At 46.7% G+C, this 22,767-nt stretch carries 19 protein-coding genes, 1 tRNA gene and 2 pseudogenes; 13 read left to right on the forward strand and 9 right to left on the reverse strand.

Features of this window, described 5'->3' with window-relative positions:
• The first annotated feature begins 287 nt into the window (after nucleotides 1-287).
• Complete coding sequence (locus HQRW_RS02310) at nucleotides 288-1,748, forward strand: potassium channel family protein (RefSeq protein ID WP_049891568.1); 1,461 nt, start codon at nucleotides 288-290, stop codon at nucleotides 1,746-1,748.
• A gap of 769 nt (nucleotides 1,749-2,517) precedes the next feature.
• Nucleotides 2,518-3,435, forward strand: a complete 918-nt coding sequence (locus tag HQRW_RS02315; protein ID WP_014555299.1) for a serine/threonine-protein kinase RIO2 — start codon at nucleotides 2,518-2,520, stop codon at nucleotides 3,433-3,435.
• 1,048 nt (nucleotides 3,436-4,483) lie between these two features.
• Here HQRW_RS02315 and HQRW_RS02320 read toward each other — a convergent pair.
• From HQRW_RS02320 to HQRW_RS02330, 3 genes are all read right to left on the reverse strand, one after another.
• Nucleotides 4,484-5,536, reverse strand: coding sequence for an ABC transporter ATP-binding protein (locus HQRW_RS02320; protein ID WP_014555300.1), 1,053 nt, complete (start codon nucleotides 5,534-5,536; stop codon nucleotides 4,484-4,486).
• Nucleotides 5,533-6,348, reverse strand: coding sequence for a molybdate ABC transporter permease subunit (locus HQRW_RS02325; protein ID WP_014555301.1), 816 nt, complete (start codon nucleotides 6,346-6,348; stop codon nucleotides 5,533-5,535). The genes HQRW_RS02320 and HQRW_RS02325 overlap by 4 nt, the downstream gene beginning before the upstream one ends.
• A gap of 154 nt (nucleotides 6,349-6,502) precedes the next feature.
• Nucleotides 6,503-7,591 carry an extracellular solute-binding protein gene (locus HQRW_RS02330; RefSeq protein ID WP_014555302.1) on the reverse strand — a complete coding sequence of 363 codons (1,089 nt, stop codon included), beginning with the start codon at nucleotides 7,589-7,591 and terminating at the stop codon, nucleotides 6,503-6,505.
• A gap of 401 nt (nucleotides 7,592-7,992) precedes the next feature.
• On the opposite strand from HQRW_RS02330, the gene HQRW_RS02335 reads away from it, so the two are divergent.
• Entirely contained in the window at nucleotides 7,993-8,583 is a 591-nt protein-coding gene (locus HQRW_RS02335; RefSeq protein WP_011570707.1) for a 50S ribosomal protein L15e, read from the forward strand.
• Between the two features lie 68 nt (nucleotides 8,584-8,651).
• Entirely contained in the window at nucleotides 8,652-9,548 is an 897-nt protein-coding gene (gene ubaA / locus HQRW_RS02340) for an SAMP-activating enzyme E1 (protein ID WP_014555303.1), read from the forward strand.
• Between the two features lie 166 nt (nucleotides 9,549-9,714).
• On the opposite strand, the gene HQRW_RS02345 is transcribed toward ubaA, so the two are convergent.
• Together HQRW_RS02345 and HQRW_RS02350 are read right to left on the reverse strand one after the other, a co-directional pair.
• A complete protein-coding gene (locus tag HQRW_RS02345; RefSeq protein ID WP_231852394.1) occupies nucleotides 9,715-10,629 on the reverse strand; it encodes a prenyltransferase in 915 nt (304 codons plus the stop codon).
• Nucleotides 10,630-10,694: 65 nt separating this feature from the next.
• Nucleotides 10,695-11,210, reverse strand: coding sequence for a DUF1643 domain-containing protein (locus HQRW_RS02350; RefSeq protein ID WP_014555305.1), 516 nt, complete (start codon nucleotides 11,208-11,210; stop codon nucleotides 10,695-10,697).
• A gap of 251 nt (nucleotides 11,211-11,461) precedes the next feature.
• On the opposite strand from HQRW_RS02350, the pseudogene HQRW_RS16330 reads away from it, so the two are divergent.
• Both HQRW_RS16330 and HQRW_RS02355 read left to right on the forward strand, forming a co-directional pair.
• Nucleotides 11,462-11,814 (forward strand): annotated as a pseudogene (locus HQRW_RS16330) (RNA-guided endonuclease InsQ/TnpB family protein); the annotation flags it as partial.
• 877 nt (nucleotides 11,815-12,691) lie between these two features.
• Nucleotides 12,692-12,913, forward strand: a complete 222-nt coding sequence (locus HQRW_RS02355) for an RNA polymerase sigma factor (RefSeq protein WP_011570711.1) — start codon at nucleotides 12,692-12,694, stop codon at nucleotides 12,911-12,913.
• 14 nt (nucleotides 12,914-12,927) lie between these two features.
• Here the strand turns inward: HQRW_RS02355 and HQRW_RS02360 are convergent, their stop codons facing one another.
• Entirely contained in the window at nucleotides 12,928-13,263 is a 336-nt protein-coding gene (locus tag HQRW_RS02360; protein WP_011570712.1) for a nuclear transport factor 2 family protein, read from the reverse strand.
• A 161-nt stretch (nucleotides 13,264-13,424) separates the two neighbouring features.
• Nucleotides 13,425-13,844, reverse strand: a complete 420-nt coding sequence (locus HQRW_RS02365) for a CBS domain-containing protein (protein WP_014555307.1) — start codon at nucleotides 13,842-13,844, stop codon at nucleotides 13,425-13,427.
• A gap of 352 nt (nucleotides 13,845-14,196) precedes the next feature.
• Here HQRW_RS02365 and HQRW_RS02370 point away from each other — a divergent pair, with 352 nt between their 5' ends.
• The 4 genes from HQRW_RS02370 to HQRW_RS02385 are packed head-to-tail and all read left to right on the forward strand — an operon-like array spanning nucleotide 14,197 to nucleotide 18,260.
• Nucleotides 14,197-15,306, forward strand: coding sequence for an ABC transporter ATP-binding protein (locus HQRW_RS02370; RefSeq protein ID WP_014555308.1), 1,110 nt, complete (start codon nucleotides 14,197-14,199; stop codon nucleotides 15,304-15,306).
• Nucleotides 15,303-16,244 carry an ABC transporter permease gene (locus HQRW_RS02375; RefSeq protein WP_014555309.1) on the forward strand — a complete coding sequence of 314 codons (942 nt, stop codon included), beginning with the start codon at nucleotides 15,303-15,305 and terminating at the stop codon, nucleotides 16,242-16,244. Before HQRW_RS02370 ends, HQRW_RS02375 begins: the two co-directional genes overlap by 4 nt.
• The gene (locus HQRW_RS02380; RefSeq protein WP_011570716.1) at nucleotides 16,241-17,092 is read left to right on the forward strand and encodes an ABC transporter permease; all 852 of its coding nucleotides are present in this window, start codon (nucleotides 16,241-16,243) and stop codon (nucleotides 17,090-17,092) included. The genes HQRW_RS02375 and HQRW_RS02380 overlap by 4 nt, the downstream gene beginning before the upstream one ends.
• Nucleotides 17,093-17,138: 46 nt before the next feature.
• Nucleotides 17,139-18,260, forward strand: coding sequence for an ABC transporter substrate-binding protein (locus tag HQRW_RS02385; RefSeq protein ID WP_014555310.1), 1,122 nt, complete (start codon nucleotides 17,139-17,141; stop codon nucleotides 18,258-18,260).
• A gap of 274 nt (nucleotides 18,261-18,534) precedes the next feature.
• Here the strand turns inward: HQRW_RS02385 and HQRW_RS02390 are convergent.
• Nucleotides 18,535-18,607: transfer RNA gene (locus tag HQRW_RS02390), tRNA-Arg, on the reverse strand.
• Nucleotides 18,608-18,982: 375 nt separating this feature from the next.
• Nucleotides 18,983-19,185: pseudogene (locus HQRW_RS16335) on the reverse strand (RNA-guided endonuclease InsQ/TnpB family protein); the annotation flags it as partial.
• Nucleotides 19,186-19,519: 334 nt separating this feature from the next.
• On the opposite strand from HQRW_RS16335, the gene HQRW_RS02405 reads away from it, so the two are divergent.
• The 3 genes from HQRW_RS02405 to HQRW_RS02415 all read left to right on the forward strand — a co-directional run bounded on the left by HQRW_RS02405 (nucleotide 19,520) and on the right by HQRW_RS02415 (nucleotide 22,751).
• Entirely contained in the window at nucleotides 19,520-21,076 is a 1,557-nt protein-coding gene (locus HQRW_RS02405; protein ID WP_014555311.1) for a single-stranded DNA binding protein, read from the forward strand.
• Between the two features lie 225 nt (nucleotides 21,077-21,301).
• Nucleotides 21,302-21,733 carry a histone gene (locus HQRW_RS02410; protein WP_014555312.1) on the forward strand — a complete coding sequence of 144 codons (432 nt, stop codon included), beginning with the start codon at nucleotides 21,302-21,304 and terminating at the stop codon, nucleotides 21,731-21,733.
• A 4-nt stretch (nucleotides 21,734-21,737) separates the two neighbouring features.
• Nucleotides 21,738-22,751, forward strand: a complete 1,014-nt coding sequence (locus HQRW_RS02415; RefSeq protein WP_011570720.1) for a histone deacetylase family protein — start codon at nucleotides 21,738-21,740, stop codon at nucleotides 22,749-22,751.
• Nucleotides 22,752-22,767: the final 16 nt, after the last annotated feature.

A 22,767-nucleotide genomic window follows, 5' to 3' on the forward strand; every position in this document is an offset into this window, starting at 1 on the left:
ATAATTTCGCGTGATTATTGTCATCCCAGTCATAATTCTATTGATTGTATTCTGTAAAAAACTAAGAAAAATTGTCGAGACGTGATTGCCAAGCTCAATCCATACGATCTTATATTACGTCCTACAATAAAAATCTCAAAGTACCGATAACAGCGTGACATGCACGGGTTATCTGCGGTTGATTGCCGGTTGGAGAGCCACGTGAACTACCCTGCCCTACCGCGCTCGGGGCTCCCCGCCCCTCGCTTGGTGAGGACAGGGCTTCCTGTTTCTGGAGTCATCCGTTAATGTATCTATTCGTGTCATTAACGCAGATCTCCGGTATCGGCATCGAGTTTTTTACCCTCCGTTTAATTATTATCCTACTATTCACCGGCGCCGAGGTCAACTTAGATAATCGACTGACACCTAAACAGGACCATATTATTATTACTATTTGTGAGTACCGACGAGACTCTACCGTCCTTCTCGGCGAACTCGAAGAGCTCGGGATTGAATATATCCTGATTGCATCTGGTGAAGAAAATGCTAAAGATTTTTCTGATGCTGGATACTCGGTCATTCACGGCTCTCCGCAGGATAGGAGAGCATTCGAGCGGGCTAGTATCGACGCCGCGCGAGCGGTCATAACGGATGCTGAAGATGCGAACGTCAACACCATCCTGACCGTTCAGTCGATCACCACAGATATTGGCATCATCACCCTTACCGACGATAGCGGCATGCGGAGCGTTCTGCTTGATGCAGGCGCAGATACTGTGTTGTCCCCCCACGGGGTGCTTGGGCGTCGACTTGCCGAGAAGGCGGTCTCCTCGTTCAGTTCGGAGCTGACAGATACGATCGAATTGGGGAGCGAAATGGAAATTACGGAGATCCCGATTCAGCCGGGGAATCAATTGGTTGGCGCGCGAGTCCGTAACTCAGGGATTAGAGAGCAGACGGGTGCCAATATCATCGGCGCGTGGATCGACGGCGAGTTGCAACTCCCGCCCAATCCGGATGCGGTTATTCGATCGAACACAGTGTTACTCCTCTCAGGCGCCCACGACGAATTAGAGGCGTTCGATGACTTCACGCAGTCATACCCATACCGCACGCTTCGGCGACACGAGCGTGTCATCATCGCCGGTCAGGGCGAGGTTGGGCAAGCCGCTCGGGAGATCGTCGTCAAAGAGGGTCTTGATGTCACGACAATCGATGTTGAGGATCATGACAGTGTCGACATCGTCGGTGATGCAAGTTCTAATAAAAACTTGCAGGCAGCCGAAATCGAGACTGCGGGTGCAATCATCGTCGGCCTTCCGGATGACTCCGCATCGCTTCTGACAACGGTGCTGGCACGCTCGTTGAATTCAGATATAGAGATACTCACACGCGTAAGTGATATCGATGCGACACAAAAGGCACTGAGCGCCGGCGCGGATTACGTTCTCCCAGTTCCTCGAGTGAGCGCCCGAATGGTGGTCAGCGAACTCCGCGGTGAAGATATCCTCGCCCCCGCGAGCCAGATTCGACTCCTCCGCGTGCCAGCAGATCCTCTGGTCGGATCGACACTCGCGGAATCGAGCATCTATGAAGAGGCAGGCTATCGCATCATTGCCGTCGAAGACGATTCCGGATTGACCAGCACGGTTGACCCCCAGAGACGGTTCACGGGCGACGAGCGAATCGTGCTTGTAGGATCTCGCGAGGCAATCCAGGAGTTCAGAAAACAGTTCAATGTCTCAATGATCGAGCCAGAGGCTTGAGTATTCGTCAGAAACGAAGTGTAATAAATGCGACTCCTTCCAGCTAACTGGTGTACTGCACAAGCAGCAAACCGAGTACACTCATCGTCACCACATATCCGAGCGTGAACGCGTAGATTGTCTGTGTCTGCTTTGCGAATAACGACGCCGGTATGGATCTCGGTTGATGAGGGCAAAGAGCGTCCACAGGCGTTTATTACGAACCTGGATATCGACGACGAGATCGGGCGAGATCGGGACCAATTGACCTGGTGAAATTGAGATGACCTACAGGAAAATCAAGGAGCTCGCTGTCTGGACCACTTCAAGATCGTTCAGCGTTCGCCTGTTTCACTCCAGGTTCGCATTCTTGCTGTACGACACGTAAGTGCTGGTGAATTTCCTCGTACAAGTCTTAGTTGAGACCGTCGAGCACTGGGTGGAATCATAGATTATAGCAGGTCGATCCAGAGTGTTACTCAGTCAGCACCTCAGGACACTCATATAATCCCGGCAGACGAACAGCGCGCGGTCAAAGGCTTCATCCTGGATCGATGACATTTTTTCCTGCGTTGGCAGTGGCTCCGATTCACTCAATGGATCAGATAGCTTCCGTTGGTCTCTGAGACTCGTTCAGGTCTGGAGGTACACACTAAGCCGGGAGACTCGTGCACAGAATCGAAATCACTCGCAACTGCACAGTTATTAATTTGATATAGCGATATACAGTATATAAATTTTGAACAGTCGAACTCACGATATTTTTAGGCGTTGCTGTCATCAAATAATTATGGTGCGGAATGTCGCTGGCGTGATGACCGAATTAGAGCCTGAAGATTTCTACTTGCTCTCAGGTGTCGAGCAGGGAATGCGGTTCTCTGAGTGGGTTAATCGCGGGAAGTTGCCACAGTTGTCAGGACTCTCACCCGAGGAGGTTGGTTACCGTCTTGATCGATGTGCAACCCGGGAATTAATCGAGCGGAAAACAATTCAATATGAGGGATATACACTCAAAGCTGAGGGATATGATGCTCTTGCTCTCCGCACATTCAGTAAGCGTGAGACAGTTGATGGGGTTGGTGCACCACTTGGAGTTGGAAAAGAGAGCGATGTGCTGGAAGTAAAATCCTACAAACCACTTGCTTTAAAATTCCACAGAGAGGGATACACAAATTTTCGTGAGGTGATGCGCGAGCGCGATTATACAGCTGATAATGATCACGTTTCATGGCTTTACACTGCTCGAAAGGCAGCTGAACGTGAGTATGAGGTTCTCGAAGCGCTATATCCTGACGTCTCAGTCCCACGACCGATTGATCAGAATCGCCATGCTATTGTGATGGATAAATTTGAATCTGTTGAGCTTAACCGCGCACAATTACCACAACAGCAGGCTGTTGGCGTTCTTGAGTTAATCCTCAGAGAAATGCAGTGTGCATATGAGAATGGGTACGTACATGCTGATATGAGTGAATACAATGTCGCGGTGAGTGAAGACGGAGTGACTGTCTTTGACTGGCCACAGGCAGTTTCAACAGATCATGAAAACGCTCATGAACGTCTTTGTCGTGATATCTCAAATCTATTAACATATTTCGAACGAAAATATCCAAACTCAACCGATAAGATTGATGCTGAATCAGATACTGTCCGTATTGCTAACTCAATCGCTGCAGGGCAGTTTGAGTCGGTTGATGCAATCCCATAATTATCCAAAATTATGCTTATCGGTTGGTATTAAAGAGCCACTACCGAGAATTAAGCAGAACGCTCTTATGAAGTACATTGTTGGTGGCGAGCAGTCGGGCGATTTTTTGTATTTCTCTACGGCGCCTGAGCTTCCCAGAACGAGAGTGAGACAGGGTGAAAGAACCGATCTACCGAATTTACTCAGTTCGGAGAGTCATCACCAACAATCTGCTTCACAAGAGCGAAGCAGAAAGCCCCGTGCGTCAGCGCGGAGTGACTTCGACAAGCAAGACGCCATTTAGGGGTTTTATATTACCAGACACGACGTGGTACGCGCAGTAAATAAAAACTGGAGTTGGACTTGGGGGTCTCAATGCAAAAAACTAATTCTGCATCGAGTTTTCTCCCTACTCACCGTGGTTGGACCGGATCGATGGCACGGTCTGTGAGGTGCAAGCGGATACTCTATCGCGAACACACCACGATCCATCTAGAATCCGGACGCACTGCTCACAGACTACAGCTGAGATTCCAGTGTTCTCGGTCAGGGTGCCTTCGGGGACACAGAACCGGCGTACTGTCCCGTGAAGAATTCTTGGAAAGGATATTAATAGTACAGATGAAATTCAGTGATTAAGACTGATCTGATTAATGCATATGGTCTGAAGACCAGTTTGTGGCTATGAATGGTTCTCCTGTCATATGTTCGTTATCAAACTTCTACCAACAGACGACCGGAGGGCTGCTTATCTCACGGAAAACCATGATATTGAACTCAAATCAAAGCCATGACTGGGCGTGGTGATTCCGGTCCAACTGTGGCAGATCTGCTATCCACCCTAAGTAAGCTGATCAGCCGTTGGAAGCTAATCCTACTACCGTCTCAACTTCGAATGAGATTCTATCAATAAACTGTATATTGCGATATCAAAATCTATTCGATCATCAGTGACGCCGAGCACATCACAAATCATTATTCTTTTATTGAATCTACGTCATTCCTGTGTCTTATTTAAAATCGAAGCCAAGACGCTTTGCCCAAGAAGTGACCGTATGGAGTGTATGCGTCACTCGCGCGCAAAGAGGTGAACCGCAGTTGATGAAAATGTAATCTCGACTGTCTCATCTGGAATAAGTGATAATTGATGTGTCATCGGTGGATGGACAGTCGCTGTTAGCGCAATATCTGCCGTCTGGACAGCAATAGTTACTCGAGTCATCGATCCTTCAGTTAATTGCTGGACAACTGTCCCTGTAAACGAATGAGACGGATCTGTGAGATCACTCATCGATTGTGAACCGACTTGTATACGAGCAGGGTGAATAGAGGCAGTAACGCAATCATCGCCTGTCCAGTTGACTGTGGTCTGAACTGTCTGTTCGCCAATGCGGATAATGGCACCGTGCTCATTATGACCAGTTACAGTGGCAGTAAAGAGATTTTCATTCCCGGTAAAGCGAGCGACAAACGCACTGTTCGGAGCATTTCGAATCATTTGTGGGGTCCCAATCTGTTTAATCATCCCCGCTTGGACGATTGCAAGGCGGTCACCGAGTGCAGTGGCTGTTTGTTGATCATGGGTGACATATATAACCGGAATATCGAGCGTCTGGAATAATGCCCGGAGGTCACCTCGAAGTCGGCGACGAATCGGCGTATCAAGACTTGAAAGTGGTTCATCAAGCAGCAATGCACTTGGATCAGCAGCGAGTGTTCGAGCAAGCGCGACACGCTGGCGCTCACCACCCGATAACGCTGCTGGCTTCCGGTCAAGAATTTGTGCAATATCTAACAGCGTGGTGTATTTGTCAATATGCTCAGGAGTAGTTGCTGCATAAGCAATATTTTCATATGCTGTCATATGTGGAAACAATGCCCCATCTTGGAACACAACGCCAATATCTCGTTGCTCAATCGGACAATCAATCAGTGACCGTTCATTAAGATATATCGAGCCAGTGTCTGGTTGGACAATTCCGGCCACTGATGAGAGGATGGTTGTCTTTCCACTCCCAGATGGACCAAGCACTGCAAGAACTTCATTATCGACCACGAGTGAGAGCGGTCCAAGTGTAAAATCCTCATATGTCGTTGTGATATCGGTGAGTGTAAGAGTCATGTCCAGGGATTGTGCGCAATGGTATGCAAAACAATGAGTGAAATTAGCGCAACAGCAAGAAGAATAATCGCAACCGGATATGCCCGCTCAACTCCAGCGGAGACAAATGAGACCCATATCTGAACGGGCATAGTCCGCGGATAATATGCAAGCATCATTGTCGCACCGAACTCGCCCATTGCCCGAGCAAACGCGAGTGTGACGCCAGCCAGAATACCTGGACCCGCCAGTGGAAGGGTTATTTTACGGGTTGTCTGGAGACGACTCTCACCAAGTGCGCGGGATGCATGTTCAAGCGTCTCATCAACCCGTTCAATAGCTGCCTTCGCCGTAACAACCACAAATGGTGAAGCGACAAACGTCTGTGCAAGTACAACACCAGCAAGTGATCGGGTCAGGCTAATCCCACTAACACTTGCGACGTCTCCAAGTAGTGTTGTTGGACCGATAACAGTCAATAATACAACGCCACTAACCGTCGGCGGAAGAACAAGTGGTAGAACAACGAACCCAAGAGTCACTTGCTGCCATATCGTCTTTCTGCGCGCGAGCCAATACGCTAAGGGGAGACCAAGTACAGTCGCAAGGAATGTACTGAGTGATGCACCGAATACGGATGTCACTATTGCCCGCTGAACTGCTGGGTTCGCCAGTTCAGCAAAAATTGTGGTCGGTTGAACCGAAAGAAGTAATGAAACAAGTGGAATCGAATAATAAAGTAATAAGACACCGCCAAGACTGAGCGCGATACTCAACCAATCACGTTGTAATGAACTCAGTTTGGAAGTAGTATTTGTCTGAGATGGAGGCATAGTTGTGAAATAATATATCAGATAGATGTAGTTACTGAGAGTTTTCTTCTTTTCATGTTGGTAGACAATAATAAGAAGACGTGATTGCTACTTGAATCCATATATAAATCTTGAAGTCGGACAGATATGCTCTTAGAGCGATTGGTTATTCATTCTATCGGAGGATTCTGAGAGAGTCAATTTCAACATTTGTCAGTGAGCCTAAAGATGATTTCGCAGGAGACTCACCGTTTGTGGATGTCGCATTAGACGGAATTGCCTGTTCAACCGTTACGGGAACATCGCCGACATACTGTGGGAATTGAGCACGCTGAATAAATCCAGCATCGGTGAGATACTGTCCAGTCGTGTGGATATTAAAAACCGCTACTGCGGCTTTGCTCATATGTCTAATTGTTGATCCATAGTTGATGATATTACCATTAATTGTTTGCCCACTCGGGAGTGTATACGAGACGGTTGAATACCATGAGTCAACGTATTGAGGATTACTAAGATTGATTTGATCTGGGAGATCAACATACGCGTAATCACGCTCTATTGCCATGTTTCGATACGTGACTGCGGCATCAATTGATCCTGTCTCAAATCGACTGATCAGTCCGGTTTCTGGATAGATATTGTTTCGATTTTTAAATGCCGGAATGAGTCGTGATGCATCATCATAATATCGCGAGGCGAGTTCCAACATAAACAATGTTCGATACCCGAGAGGATCCTGATCCGGATCAGTGCGACCAAATCTAATCGTCTCATTTAGCAATGGTTCATACCATGCATCTGCCGCTGCAAGGCGGCGACCGCCTGCTGTGTCGGGATTGTACGCAAGAACGATTGCGTTGCTCGTAAATATTGAATGCCATCTCGGAGAAAGGGGCTGATCAAATAATGCGGTATCAGCTACGGTGACAATATCTGGATCTCGTTGTCCATCAGCAATGAGCCGAGCAACAGTCGCAGATCCATGTGACTCAACCTGGATTGGAACTTCGAGTGATGACCTCAGTCCATTCTCAATCGCATATTGGAGACTGCCAGCGGCAAGAATCGCAATCGTTGGTGAGGTTATCGAACTAGCCGTATCTGATGTGATCGTTTCCGACTTTACCGCAGAAGGGGTATTCTGCGTCCCACCTGTTATTATACTGTCATCAGACGCAGTGCACCCGGCCACAGTGGTCGTCAATCCACCAGTGATCATCCCGAGAAACCCTCGTCGAGATGTTGGTGCGTCTTGAGACATCGTATGATGGGGAGAAATCTGTCAGTAAAAACCTTTACGTTTTATTTTAATTGTTAGTAGATGCAGTTTCAACTATGATAAAATATCAAATAAAAGTAACATATTAAGATATCAGTACTTACGAATATACGCAGAATCTACTTATCAATTTACATATGTTGATTATTTTATATTTATATATCATTCATGTTGAATCAGGGCAATCCATATGTCTACCGACGGCTAGTATCACATTTATATATACTGAGGAACGCGATATCGAAGTGATTAAACGCAAACGTTTGGTATTTAGTGTAACTCGCTGGTCAGACGGGACGCCAGTGGGCACCCGATTGTTCGGGACGACATGTGGGAATACGTCATTGACGTTCCCGAATCACAAGCGCCCGTGGTGAAAACAGATGGCACGAAGTTTCTACTCACATATTAAAGAGGCATGGAAACAACCCGGCGATGGCAAGCTCGCCGAGTTGCAATGGCAGCGAAAACAAGAATGGCGGGACCAAGGTGCAATTGTCCGTATTGACCGTCCAACACGACTTGACAAGGCACGTGAACTTGGATATAAAGCCAAACAAGGTGTTATAATCGCACGTGTTGCTGTTCGAAAGGGTGGTGCACGGAAGAAACGGTTCACCAGCGGTCGCCGAAGTAAACGACAAGGTGTTAATCGACTTGGTCGACGAACGAGTATTCAACGCATTGCCGAAGAGCGTGCTGCACGCAAATACCCGAATCTCCGGACACTCGCGTCATATTGGGTTGGTGAAGATGGATCTCAAAAATGGCACGAAATTATTCTTATCGACCCTGAGCATGCTGCGATTGAGAATGATGATGATCTCAACTGGATTTGTGATGATACTCATAAGGGTCGTGCTTTCCGGGGACTGACAAACGCCGGTCGGTCAAACCGAGGTCTTCAAAATCGTGGGAAAGGTGCTGAGCATACTCGTCCAAGTGCCGGATCTGGTAGTCGACGCGGGAAGTAGCCTTACCACGGCAGGACAATCTCATATGGACGCTCTGGTTTTTTGTTGATTGACGCATACGACTATGTATGTCACCGCCGCCAGCACCTCGACCAAATGATGGGTCTGAATCAACATCAAATTCAGACGAATCCACGAGGGTACCAGGTGGTCTATCACTTGATTCGACACAGCTCGACCGATACTCGCGACATATAATTATGGATGAGCTCGGACCGGAGGGACAGGCGCAACTATTGAATGCAGATGTTCTTATTGTCGGAGCCGGCGGGTTAGGGTCACCAGTCATTCAGTATCTCGCAGCTGCTGGCGTTGGTACCATCGGGATCGTTGATGATGATATTGTTGAGCGAAGTAATCTTCAGCGTCAGGTCATTCACCGTGATGAGGACGTGGGGGATTCAAAGGTGGATAGTGCAGCTAGATTCATCACCGATCTCAACCCAGACATTACGGTCGTGACGCATCGGACTCGAATTGATAAACAATCTATCAGGGAAGTTATCCCCGGATATGATATGATTGTTGATGCCTCAGATAATTTTCCTACACGATATTTATTAAATGACTTCTGTCAACTTCAAAAAATACCAATTGCGCACGGAGCAATCTATAAATTTGAGGGACAATTAACAACTCTCATTCCTGATGGACCATGTTATCGGTGTCTATTCCCAGAAGCGCCTGAACCGGGCACGATTCCTGACTGTGCGGCAACTGGCGTCTTAGGAGCTCTTCCTGGGACAGTTGGGTGTCTACAAGCAACAGAGGCAATGAAAGTCATTTTGAATGCCGGTAATCCGCTTACTGGCAAATTAATTTTTTATGATGCACTGGAGGCAACTTTTGAGCAAATATCATATCAGCCGGATCCTACGTGCCCAGTCTGTGGTGATACACCAATTCAATCTATTGAATCAGTCGAATATACTGGAAGCTGTGAAGTGAGTGAAGTGAGTGAATGAGTGAGTTGGTATGAATATCTTTGATTCACCCCACTGGATCCTTGGTTGAGACTAGGGCTAGATCAGGACTAGGACTTTGGACTCTTATGCAGATGATGACTCACTGCGTATCTGGATTACTACAATCACGCGAAACGGTAACTCAAAACCTCAAAACAATACGCGACTAAATGATCGGCAGTATCAATCCAATAGCTAAAAGAACATTTGTTGACAGAATAAATATGACATTGTTGCGAAGCACAGCCATCGGTGGTCGCTGCTTAGGCGTCTGAATTGACCATATTACCGGGCGAAATGCGGCAACAATCCCAAGAAGCGCAAGCAAGGCTGTACGAGGGAACACATTTGAGATGACTCCAATAATAATAACGATTGGAACAGATACTGTCGCGACCGCATAGAGGCGACCACCCCATACACGTCCGAGCCGGTGAATAAGATTTGCTCGACCACCGTATCGATCGGGGCTAATATCAGGAAACTCATTGAGCAAAAGCAAATTAAATGTTAAAATGAACGCTGGTACCGCAGCAAGCAGTTCAATAGATGAAATCTCTCCTGATTGGACAAGTGCCGCTCCAATAACAGGAAGCCCACCGAGTCCGAGTCCAGCAGCAACCTCGCCGAGTCCAAATTTTGTCAGATATTCCGTATATGCAAGCACGCTTGCACCACCGACTATATAAATTGGAATTAATATCGGTCCGATAATCACAAGAAACCATACTCCGATAATTGCACCGACAGCCGCCGTAAGATATCCAAGTCGATAGACGGTTGTAGGGTCGATATTCCCTGCTGGGAGTGTTTTACTTCCCCCCGAGAACGGTGTGGCGTCTGTACGTTCATCAATTCCCGATTCATAATCAGCTGCCTCATTGAGCGCATTCACTGAAACATGTAATGAAATGAGCCCGATGAGTGCAATCCCAGTTCGAACAACACTGATGAACCCAGTATTGGCAACTGATGCGGCAGCACCAAGTGCAATAAGTGTGACTGGAAGCGCTAAAAACGGCGGGCGAGAGACGCTGAGGAGTGGTCGCAATTGACCAATATACTGAGCAACGGCAGCCATACTGTTCATTAATGACCGGTGAATAAGAGCTACTCGACACATCCATGTTAGAATATATCAATTTATCAATCATAACTAAAACGCTGTAAAGTCGTATCATATGGTGTCCGACTTGGGTGTGCAGGATGCCCGTCAATAGTTGTAGTAATTGCATACCAGTTAACATCAAGAGCTGCCGTGATCTCGTGCCCTCGTCCATCTATCGTACCATGGATTCCCCACCCAGCAACAATCCGGTCGGATTCATGACAGATATCTCGAAGGTACTGGTCGTTCCTTGGACCAACTGGGGCTGGATGTGATTTAATAACAGTTGGATCCGTGCTTCGTATCGCGAATAGATTCCCGATGATCACGCGACCAAATCCCATCCCATTCGCATAAGTCATACACCGTGTTGTTGTTCGGTCATCTTTTTCGGCATCAGCCTGGCTGGGATTCACCAATACAAACGCCATTGTCGGCGCTTTTGAGTCCCATGTACGGTCAAGTCGATATCGATACTCATTATCTTCACTCAATATCGCGTCACGCATGACATCCGTTGGTGCTGTCGGATCCGGTCCTGCTGTGTCGTGCACATAGTATATACTGTTAATTAGATACAATAATTCATCTATCTGATAAAGAGCAAGGAGAATGCCCGGCGGCTTTAGATGCCTCCAGAGATCACTTCTGGTGCGCGAATAATACCAACGGTCTCACTAATGTGGGATGAATCCGACAACCCATTTCACAACCCACCATCGATGGCAAGCCCCCCGGATATTCCACCGTTCTCATCCAAAATTTAGAATAGACATGAGTATGAGAAGTTATAGTAACGTTCAGAATACTGGAAGTTCACCGGACTAACCACAGTCAGGGAGAGGACTCACTTGACCGCCACAGGTGGAACGCCAGCGCTGGAACATCGCTAACCACTATACCCGAGAAGTCTGGAAGGAGGCAGGTGAGATTCCCAACCACGAGGAGTTAAAAAGTGAATTGAAGGAACACAACAAATATTGAGGACTCCGCACTCAGTCCAGTCAGCGCGCTCTGGAGGAACTCGTTGAAGCTTTCAATTCGTGGCACGCCTCCGACGACAGGGACAATCCACTCGGCTATTTTAAGGAAAACTACTGCGACGATCAAAGCCGCCGTGTCCACGAAGAATACTCCCGGTCAACTGTGGCATGGAAATAGAACAATATCCGACACGACATTAGGAACAGTCGCGTGCGCACATCAAAATAACGTGAACTGCTTCGGGATTAACCTCCGTGGTATCTGCCTCGTACCGCTAGTAAGTGAAGTACCTCGGGGTCAAGCCCCGAGGCTTCACCGTTTGGGGTCTGCACAGCACCCGCAGGCGAATTTAATTCCCTCCGACCTTCTCCGTGAGGGGTCGGCTGGAATTAACACCCGAACTCCGCGAGGAGTCCGTGGAGGTCGGCGGCTTCACTCCGCCCGTTGAAACCCCCGTCGCACCACCATAGTAGCGGATTTTGAGAGGGACCACATTTCCAAACTGTCAAACCACCAGCGAAGGAAATGAGGTCTTCATTTCCATACTTTGATGGGTTGTTTCTGGTTGTTGTCATTGCATTAAACGCTAGAAATACTTAAATTTGTGGCATATAGTGACGGCATTCACCCTCGGGGTCAAGCCCCGAGGCACTCTGCCTGTTAATCTGTAGATACTAGCTACTGACGAATCGCTTTTATCCCTTTCTTTGCACCATAATATGCCCACTCTGCACTATAACAGAATACGCATCCGCTGAATTCTGGTCTATTCTCTGTCTCGGCTGACTCTTTATCTGTACTCATATTCATTTTATTATTATTTCTACAACGTAATGAACTGCTTGACAAATCACGACATCAGATCGAGTTTTGTATCAGTTAAGTCACGTACACATATCACCTTAGAGATAAACTCCGAGTCTCTATCCCACTATTATTATCTCAATTCTAGCAATAAGCACAGCTATGTATATACGTGATTTCTCCGGATTGAGTCGCTATATTGGTGGAGTTGGGTAATTAAGTTGGTGTAACACCTATCAAGGTATACATGGACGGTTCGGGTGGAAATATTGCATTATCGGAGCGACAAAAAGAGGCTTGGAAACTTGTTGAGCACGAAAATATGTCATATGGAGTTGCAGCAGAGATGATGGGAATTACCAAAGATACACTCGAAAAACATTTAATCGCATGCCGCCAGAGAAAACAGGACTGGCAGCATACGATTGAGTGGATGAATGGCAACTCATCTAATACTGAGCATGAGTAACTCAGAAGAATATATTACTGCGTGTATGTTTGGAGACCGCTCATACTATCTTCATCAAAACTGAATATATCAACAAATTCGAAGAGTAATTCTCCATCTTGAACCAGCCGACCACGAACAGCAACCTCATTATTGTCGGTGTATATACTCTCTACGACGTGAGTCGTATCAGTCACCGGACGCTCATCGCGCATGAACTGAACGAACTGTTCTCGCCCGGCAAGTGTTTGATCAGAACGCTGATGTGTAAACTCTGGTGTGAGAAGTGAGGTAAGTTTAGTATAATTATCCTGGTCAATGCTTTGATAATAGGCACGAGTAGCCTCTATTTGTCTTGAACTTAACGTCATTGTCCGTATTTAGATCCCTTCTTAATGATACTATTACGCGTTTGCATCGAACTTATCAACATAATATCTTGCATATTAGCAATCATTTTGATATTGAGTTATATTCGATATGCCGATACATCGATTATGCCACACTTAATTATCATTTATTATGGTTGATACTACTCGTTGACTGTCGAGATAGCATCATCGATTACCGGGTCAGAGATGACTTCGGCAATATCAGTCTTTGTTAGGATCCCAACCCCATCACCGTCGGCATCAGCCACTGGTAGATGACTATATCCACCCTCATGCATCTGCTCGGCAGCCGCAGCGAGTGCCACATCTGGGGAGACGGTTTCGACACCAGTCGTCATATATTCTTTGACAGTTGTCTCATCCGTCGGGACACCGTCTGCTATGACCGATAATGCGTCTGTTGAAGTAAAGATACCCGCCGGTTGACATCCGTCACTGACAACAACAACAGATTTGATTGTCGCCTTGCGCATCGCGTCGGCAGCTTCACTTACCGATGTCTCTGCTTCTAAGGTTAACATTGGTGTCGTCATCACGTCTTTGACGCGTAATTCGGTCATAGCCAGTGACTTGTCGCGACATATATATTACTTTCTACAGCGGGGCGGATTGAGCGCCCTAAGATCGTTCGGAAATCGAAGCCACTACCCCTGCTGTCATGTGATATACATTGCCCCAGACTATTGGATGAGCCACGGCATAAGTTAAGATGTCGGTGATGACAAGAGAAATCTAGAATACGACATGATCAAACTCGGTCGTGCTCATAGAAAACATCATAATTCAGCACCTGCAATCATTAATTGTCCGTCTGCAGAGAATATACGACTAAAATAACATGCACATTGACACAATTAGTCTTTTTCCCAACTATTATGTTCATAAAACGCTCGACATTCCTGTGAATACCTAATGGATGCACAAACCGTCGTGGAATTATCGGGACTGACTAAGCGGTATGGAGATGTTACTGCAGTCTATGATCTTTCTTTTTCTGTCCAACGAGGCGAATTCTTCTCAATTTTAGGTCCAAGTGGTTGTGGGAAGTCGACAACATTACGAACGATTGCTGGCTTCGAAAACGCTAGCGAGGGGACAATCAAAATCGATGGGGAAGACATTACAGGCACCCCTGCACATCAACGCGAGACTGGTATGGTTTTTCAAAATTATGCACTGTTCCCACACAAAAGCGTTGGTGAGAATATTGGATTTGGGCTCAAAATGGATAGTGTTCCGAAACCAGAGCGTGAAGATCGGGTAGCAGAGATGCTTGCCACCGTTGATCTCGATGGATTTGAACAGCGAATGCCAAGTGAACTCTCTGGTGGACAACAACAACGAGTTGCATTAGCCCGCGCTTTGATCATTCAGCCTTCGGTACTCCTGCTGGATGAACCACTCGCAGCGCTTGATCTGCAACTTCGACAGAATATGCGGTTTGAACTACAACAAATCCAAGACCGACTTGATATCACAACAATTTATGTTACACATGATCAGGAGGAGGCACTCTCAATGAGCGACCGTATCTTGGTGTTAGATGGCGGAACAGCTCAACAAATAGACACACCCCGAGAACTGTATAATAACCCACGTAATCGGTTTGTTGCTGACTTTATTGGAGAGGCAAATATTCTCCAAACACAATTTAAATCTTCTACACATGATACTATTGAACTTGAACCAGAATTTTCCTCAATGAATACGGTTTCACTCGAAAAAAACGGACTTGATACAAACGTATTCTCCAAAGGTGAGCAGATTTATTTGAACATTCGTCCGGAAGATATCATGATTCGTCCACCAGATGAGGATCTTACAAATGGACTCACCGCCAAGATAACAAATAAAACATTCATCGGCAAGACAACCCAGTTCGTCGCGACAGTTGGCAACAATCAAGAGATACTTGCAGAAGCCACAGGGCTAGCTGCTCAGCAATCGATTGCCACTGGTGATACGGTTTCGCTTACATGGTCACGTGATGATTGTACTATTATTGGTGAACATCGCGAATGAGTTCTGTTGAGCCACGACAATGGGTAACTGATCTGTATATGCTCATCAGTGACCCAATCGAAACTTGGTTTGATCAGCAAAAATCATATATCCCACTTTTACAACTTGCTCCTGGACTCATCTGGGTGCTTGGACTACTTGGTAGTTCAGTAGGTATTATTTTAATGTATAGTTTTCTTGAATCTGCACCGCTCTCTGCGGAAACACCGGTAATCACTATTGCAAACTATCAAACAGTCTTTGCGACTACGTATTATCTGACAGTCCTTCTCAGATCATTTCTTATTGCTGTGACCGTCACAATGATTTCATTATTGATTGCATATCCAGCAGCATATCATATCGCATTCATGAATAGTCGATTTCGAAACCTGTATTTATTAATGCTTATTTTACCATTTTGGATAAATCTGATAATCCGAACCTTTGCTTGGCAACTTATCCTTGGACAAAGCGGACTCATCAATTATGTTCTCGTGAGTCTAGTGGGCATTTTTGAAACACCACTACAACTACTTTATTCTCCGTGGGCGGTCATTATCGGACTTGTACATGTATTCATGCCGTTCGCGGTAATCCCAGTATATACTTCAATTCAGCGCATTGATCATTCGCACATAGAAGCAGCACGCAACCTCGGGGCAAATCGACTCCAGACATTCTATGAGGTAACATTCCCGCAAACACTTCCGGGGATTGCAGCTTCTTCAGTAATTGTGTTTGTCCTTTCATTTGGCTCATTTGTTATTCCAAACATGCTTGGCGGGCAGGGTAATCTTATGATCGGCAATATTATCGCACAACTCTTTGGAGAGAGCTTTGACTGGGCACTTGGAAGTGCAATGGCAACATTGTTTATTATTACTGTCATTATATTGGTATACATCTTTAACCGCATCATCGGTCTCCGAAGCCTCTATGGTAGTGATGCTGCATGAGCCGCATAACGCAACTTCTCGGACGAGTTTCATTCTCCTCGAAAACTGGATCTAAGATACTCAGATTTGAGACTATCGCGCTGTTCATATTCCTCTATTTACCGATTTTGGTCGTTATTATACTTTCTTTTAGTGCTGATTCAGTACCGAGCTTTCCAATCTCTGGACTCTCAATTGAGTGGTATCTTGCGCTCATTCCAATTGGCAGAACGTTTGATGCACAGCTTATCCGTGCTTTTTTGATGAGCGTTCAGATAGGAATTATCGCTGCAATCGGCTCAGCGGTCATCGGCACCGCAGCCGCAATTGGAATGGTAAGAAACGAATATGCACGTTGGCTTTTTGATGTTGATACACTCAATACGCTATTCATTACACCGATGATGGTGCCATGGGTTGTGACTGGGATTGCTGTTCTTTCACTGTACTCCATGGTAAACATCGCTGGCTCGTTCATCTCACTCATCCTGGGACATATCCTGATTACACTCCCATTCATGATTGTTGTTGTTGCTGGACAATTATACGGATTTGATCGTTCATTAGAGGATGCAGCACGAAATCTTGGCGCTGGTCCACTCCGGACGTTCTATGAAGTAACACTCCCTATCATTTCACCAGGTGTCATTGCCGGCATGATGTTTGCTTTTACAATTTCATTCGATAATTTCACACAGACTTTCTTTTGGACATCCAGCACGCTCAATACATTACCAGTTGTCATATTTTCCCGAATTAATTTCAGTCTCACCCCAGTGGTAAACGCGATGGGAACTGTCATTGTTGGAGTTTCACTGACAATGGCTTTTCTTGCTGAACGACTCTCAAGTCGCGTAATCACCGATTAAAAGCTGGCATCAGTACGTTTTTACTTATTATTCTATTATTCATACTGTGAGCAACGATCAATCTCAAGCTCAAACGACATCTACATCTCGTCGCCGATTTCTACAGAGCACCGCTGCTGTGTCTACTGTTACTGGACTTGCTGGCTGCATCACAGGCAGCTCTACTGGGAGTCAAGCAAACAGTCTCACATTCATGCAGTGGTCTGGTGAATTTGGTGAAACTGCAGAGCGTGTATTGAAAGAGCCATTCGAAGAGGAGTTTGATGTGACAATTAATCAAGTCCCGCTCCCTAGCCCATCAGATATGCTCTCAAAACTCCAGGCTGGAAGTGCGGATTTTGACTTAGTCTCGCACTGGGATTATACTCTTTATCGAGGCGTCCAAAACGATTTATTCCAGGAAATCCCACTCGGTGAAGTGCCGAATGTTCGCGACCGGGTTCGAGATCAATTCAATCCGACGTCGGTGCAGTACGACCCAGGCAATGAACCACATCATGCTCCATATTCAGTTAGTGGATGGGGGATGACATATAATTCGAATGCAATGGACGAGCCATCCAGTTGGCAAGCTCTACTGACGGATGAAATGCAAGATAACGTGAGTTTGGCAAGTTGGATGAGTTGTTGGCTTGGTGTTGCAGCAAAACGTGCAGGTGTTCCATTTGCCGAAATTCCAAATCGAATGGATGAGATATGGGCTGCAATCGGTGAATTTGATGATGCCTCACAGACATGGTGGGGAACAGGTCAGGAGATGGAGCGATTACTGACGAATGAGTCTGTTCTCGCTGGATCGTTCTGGTTTGCACGAACATACCGACTCCGCGTTGACAACGATGTCCCTGTCCGATATACAGTTCCCGAAGAGGGTGCTCCAGCATGGATTGAAACATATACAATCCCAAATGGTGTCGACGAGTCAAAGAAACAACTCGCACTTGAGTTCATTGATTATATCAACCGTGAAGAAGTTCAAGAACGATTCGGTCGTGAGCTTCGATATGCCGTACCATATGACTTCAACGACATCCCAAGTGATCATATATACAACGACCATCCCGAGCTTCCACTTTTGAACACCGAACGGCTTGAACCAATGCTACAGAACATTTATAACTCAAATTATAACGATTATACAAACGAATTCCAACAGCAAACGGGCTAACAATCAGGAAGATTCATTCCTTGTTTGATAGATTCGAAAATCAATATCGATAATCCCTTTATTTTGATCTCTTTTGAGTCTACAGATCACACTGAGGCTGTGAGTGCATGCACGTTTGTCAGCACTCATAAGTAAACGAGATAGTTCAGAACCCTTACCCCCCATTATTACGGGAGATAAAAGAGAAATCCACGTATTTTGATCTAAGTATGAACCGACAGTAGGGATCAATTGTCAGCGATTATTATTAGAAAACAGACAAAAAACTCAGATACGTCCTGACGGAGATTTGAACTCCGGTCCCTGGCTCCGCAAGCCAAGAGGATAGTCCACTACCCTACCAGGACCCAAATAAACAAATTATACATTCGCTTATGAGGGTTACGATGTGTGAGATACGATAGCATTGACATCCTCCCTGCTCTGAAGGGCTGTCTCTTACCCATAAGTTCACACCATCCCAACGTGTCGTTTCAGCCGCTGTCGAGGAGGATCTGAGAGAAATCCTGACAGACTGAGACGCTGATCGGGTCACAGAGGCTGCTCAAACCGGGTCAACTCGTCGTCGGCATACCCGGTTGCTCGGGATGAGACTCCCAACTCCCGATAATAAAAGCAATTTTTACTGCCTCGCCCCGCCCACTTCGTCGGGACGACTTGTGAGTAAAAGACAGGCCTGAAGCCACGAGAATCTCACGGTATCGCACCGCTGAGTTGAGATATTAAGATCTGCACTTTACCACTTGTTCCTGCGGTTGAATCCGCTGGACAAGTCATGAGGATAGACCCCGGGCTGTGCCAACCAGCCAGTACTCCTATGCCCACCCAAATCGGGTGCAGACTCGGAATTGCTTTCCTCGTTGATATTAAAACAGATGTTCCCCGCCCAGTTCACGTCAGCGTTGAACGCGGCGTCACACTCCTTGAGAATGAATATGATCGTGAATATCACTGCATCATTATCATGACAAGCGATACGATAATTCTTAACCGATGGTCTACCCTGATACAAATATAACTATGATCACGTTCACACCCCTTGCGAGCGCTGCGTCGCTCAGGCGCTCCAGGGCGCATGTCGGTACTGATATGATAGCAACGCTGAGAATGATAGTGAAAATAATGGATGCAATCTACTATCGTATCCATCGACCGACCTCGTCTGTTGGCGGTGATCAACATGATATCAATATCTATTTCACTACGATTACAGCGTACATATCTTCACTATTGCCTGCGAACGTGGAGGTGTCCGTCTCATGAGTTCATTGACTGACATTTACGACGAGCTTGATACCGATGTCTCACGTGAGGAGTTTGAATCGGCTGTTGAAGACAAAGTCGAGCAGATGGGTGGGCTTGCTGATGAGGAAACAGCAGCAAAACTAATCGCACATGAACTTCGTAATGAAGAGGTTGAGGGGGTTGCGGATATCGAACCGGGGATGGATGAAGCAAAATTCCTTGCGAAGGTACTCCAGATTGGTGACTGTCGCACATTCGAGCGTGATGGCGATGCCGAGGACGGTCGTGTAATCAATATCGAGGTCGCGGATGCGTCTGGGCAAATTCGGGTTACAATGTGGGATGACATGGCTGATGATGCGATTAACCAACTTGAAGTTGGGCAGGTCCTCCGCATTGGTGGTCGACCAAAAGATGGATATGACGGTGTCGAAATTGATGTTGATACTGTCGAACCTGCGCCTGATGCTGAGATTGATGTCGATATCCATACTGTGAATACACACCGTGTTGAGGACCTTTCATTAGGACTTTCAGATGTAAATCTCCGCGGTCGTGTCCTCAGCACCGATAAAATTCGAACATTTGACCGTGATGATGGCTCTGAGGGTCGCGTTGCTAACCTCAGTGTTGGTGACCCAACTGGTCGTATCCGGGTCACTCTTTGGGACGGCAGCGCGAGTCTCGTCGATTCAGTCGATCCAGATGACAGTATTGAGATTGTTGATGGATATGTCCGTGAACAAGATGGGGCACTTGAACTCCATGTCGGTGACCGTGGTACGATTGAATCAATTGATGAGGATGTCGAATACGTCCCAGATACAGATCCAATTGAGACAGTTGTGATTGATGAGACGGCTGATATCGCCGGTGGCGTGATTGAAACGGACACAAAGCGTACGTTTGACCGTGATGACGGTTCAAAAGGACAAGTTCGAAATGTCCGGATTCGTGATGATACTGGCGATATTCGAGTTGCACTATGGGGTGATAAAGCCGATCTTGATATCGATCTTGCTGACTATGTCGTCTGCACCGATGTCGAAATTCAAGAGGGATGGCAGGATGATCATGAAGCCTCAGCTGGATGGCGGTCGGCGGTATACAGACTCGATGAACGTCCTGAAGATGCAACAACCACAGTAGAGTCATCCTCCAATCAACAACAAACGGAGACAGGCAAGGCGTCGGGACTTGATGCATTCGCAGAAACGAACAGCGATGAGACAACAGTGACCGCCTCACCTACGTCTCAGGATTCCAATATAACATCCTCCGACTCAATGCGCGACAATGCTGACCACAATCATGAGCAGGCTGCGTCTGATGGCGGTGCCTCAACCATTGAGTCTCCTCAAACGTCTGAGGACGACAACACAACAGATAGTGATGTCGAATCATTCACCGGCACAGTCGTCCAAGCTGGCAGTCCGGTTGTTCTTGATAATGGAACTGATACTCGTCGTGTTGAGACAGACGCGTCATTACGACTTGGCGAAGTCGTCACCGTTAGTGGCTCGACGGATGGTCAGACAATTACACCCACTGAGATTGACCGCTCTTCATAACAGTCGTACCGATACTACCGAGACTCTGTGGATAGTTGTCAACCCATCTAATTACTGTTGTTAATACATAGTATGCGATGAATATCAATACATCAGACTGATACGTGATGTTATACTTTCGATGACCTTGTATTGATGACGCATGAATATGTCACGCGTATACTGGGGGTATTCATCATACTGGTACGGAAAGGATTATACCGTGGTCGTACCCGATGTATGTGTATGAGTGTCGAGTTACCGTTCGCCCCTGTGGACACTATTATCCGTGGGAAGGCCGGTGAACTTCGTGTCAGTGCGGGTGCAGCTGAGGAGTTGGCTCATCGCATCCAAACGCACGGGGCTACCCTTGCGGTCACCGCTGCAGAAGAGGCGGATACCGATGACCGAAAAACACTAATGGCAACTGATTTTGGTGTCCGACAAGTTGTCCCGCGTCGGGAACTCGAACTCCCTATTGCACCAATCGACCGCATTGCTCGCCTCCGCATTGACAATCAATATCGCGTATCAATGGATGCTCGAATCGCGCTTGCAGACATTCTTGAAGATTACGCGAATAATGTTGCAGATGCGGCTGCGATCCTCGCTCGGCACGCTGACCGACGAACGATACAGGCTGAGGATATTGAAACATACTTTCAGTTATTTGAGTAATACGATGCAGTTTGGGTACAGCGAGATATGTCTCGCACACGATACTGGTAACCGACACCCCGAAACCGCAGACCGACTTCGGGCTATCCGTCGCGCTCTCGCAAAGCGCCATGGGGCATCATATATTGATCCAAAACCGGCGACTGATACGGATATTGCGAGTGTTCACGATACTGAATACATTACAGAGATTCGTGAGTTCTGTGAATGCGGTGGCGGCAACTGGGATCCAGATACAGTCGCCTCAATAGATACATGGGATGCAGCCCTCGCTTCTGCTGGGCTCGCACAGTGGGCTGCCCGTGTGGCTGTTAATGGAGCGAGCGGTCGGCAAACACCATTCTCTGTTGGACGTCCGCCTGGCCACCATGCAGTCGTGGATGATGCCATGGGATTTTGTTTCATTAATAATGCGGCTGTTGCCGCTCAGACTCTTATTGATGATCCTAGCTCAGATGTCGATACAGCAGCCATTTTTGATTGGGATGTCCATCATGGGAATGGAACTCAAGATATCTTTTATGATAATGCCAATGTTCTCTATGTATCGACACATGAGGAAGGTCTCTATCCTGGTACCGGGGAAATCGAGGAAACTGGCACAGGTGATGCTGAAGGGACAACACTAAACATTCCACTCTCTGCTGGTGCTGGTGATGCGGAGTATCTTCATATGATTAATACAATCATTCGACCCGTCATCGAATCGTTCAATCCTGACTTATTTATCATTAGTGCAGGTTTCGATGCACATCGTCATGACCCGATCTCACGGATGCGTGTCTCAACAGAAGGATATGCTCTTCTCACCGACCGCGTCCGCTCACTTGCGAACGATGTCGATGCTGGTCTTGCATTCGTGCTTGAAGGTGGATATGGACTCGATACCCTCGCCGATGGCGTCTCAATTGTTCATGAGACATTTGATGGTCGGACACCGCTTGCACATGATGATGAACCAGATGAGGAGGTTAAGACTCTTGCTGATGATATCCGGACAATACATAATATTGCGTGACACGGTCAGCTGAAAA

Origin of the sequence: Haloquadratum walsbyi C23 (genome assembly GCF_000237865.1) — an archaeon.
Taxonomy (GTDB): Archaea; Halobacteriota; Halobacteria; order Halobacteriales; family Haloferacaceae; genus Haloquadratum; species Haloquadratum walsbyi.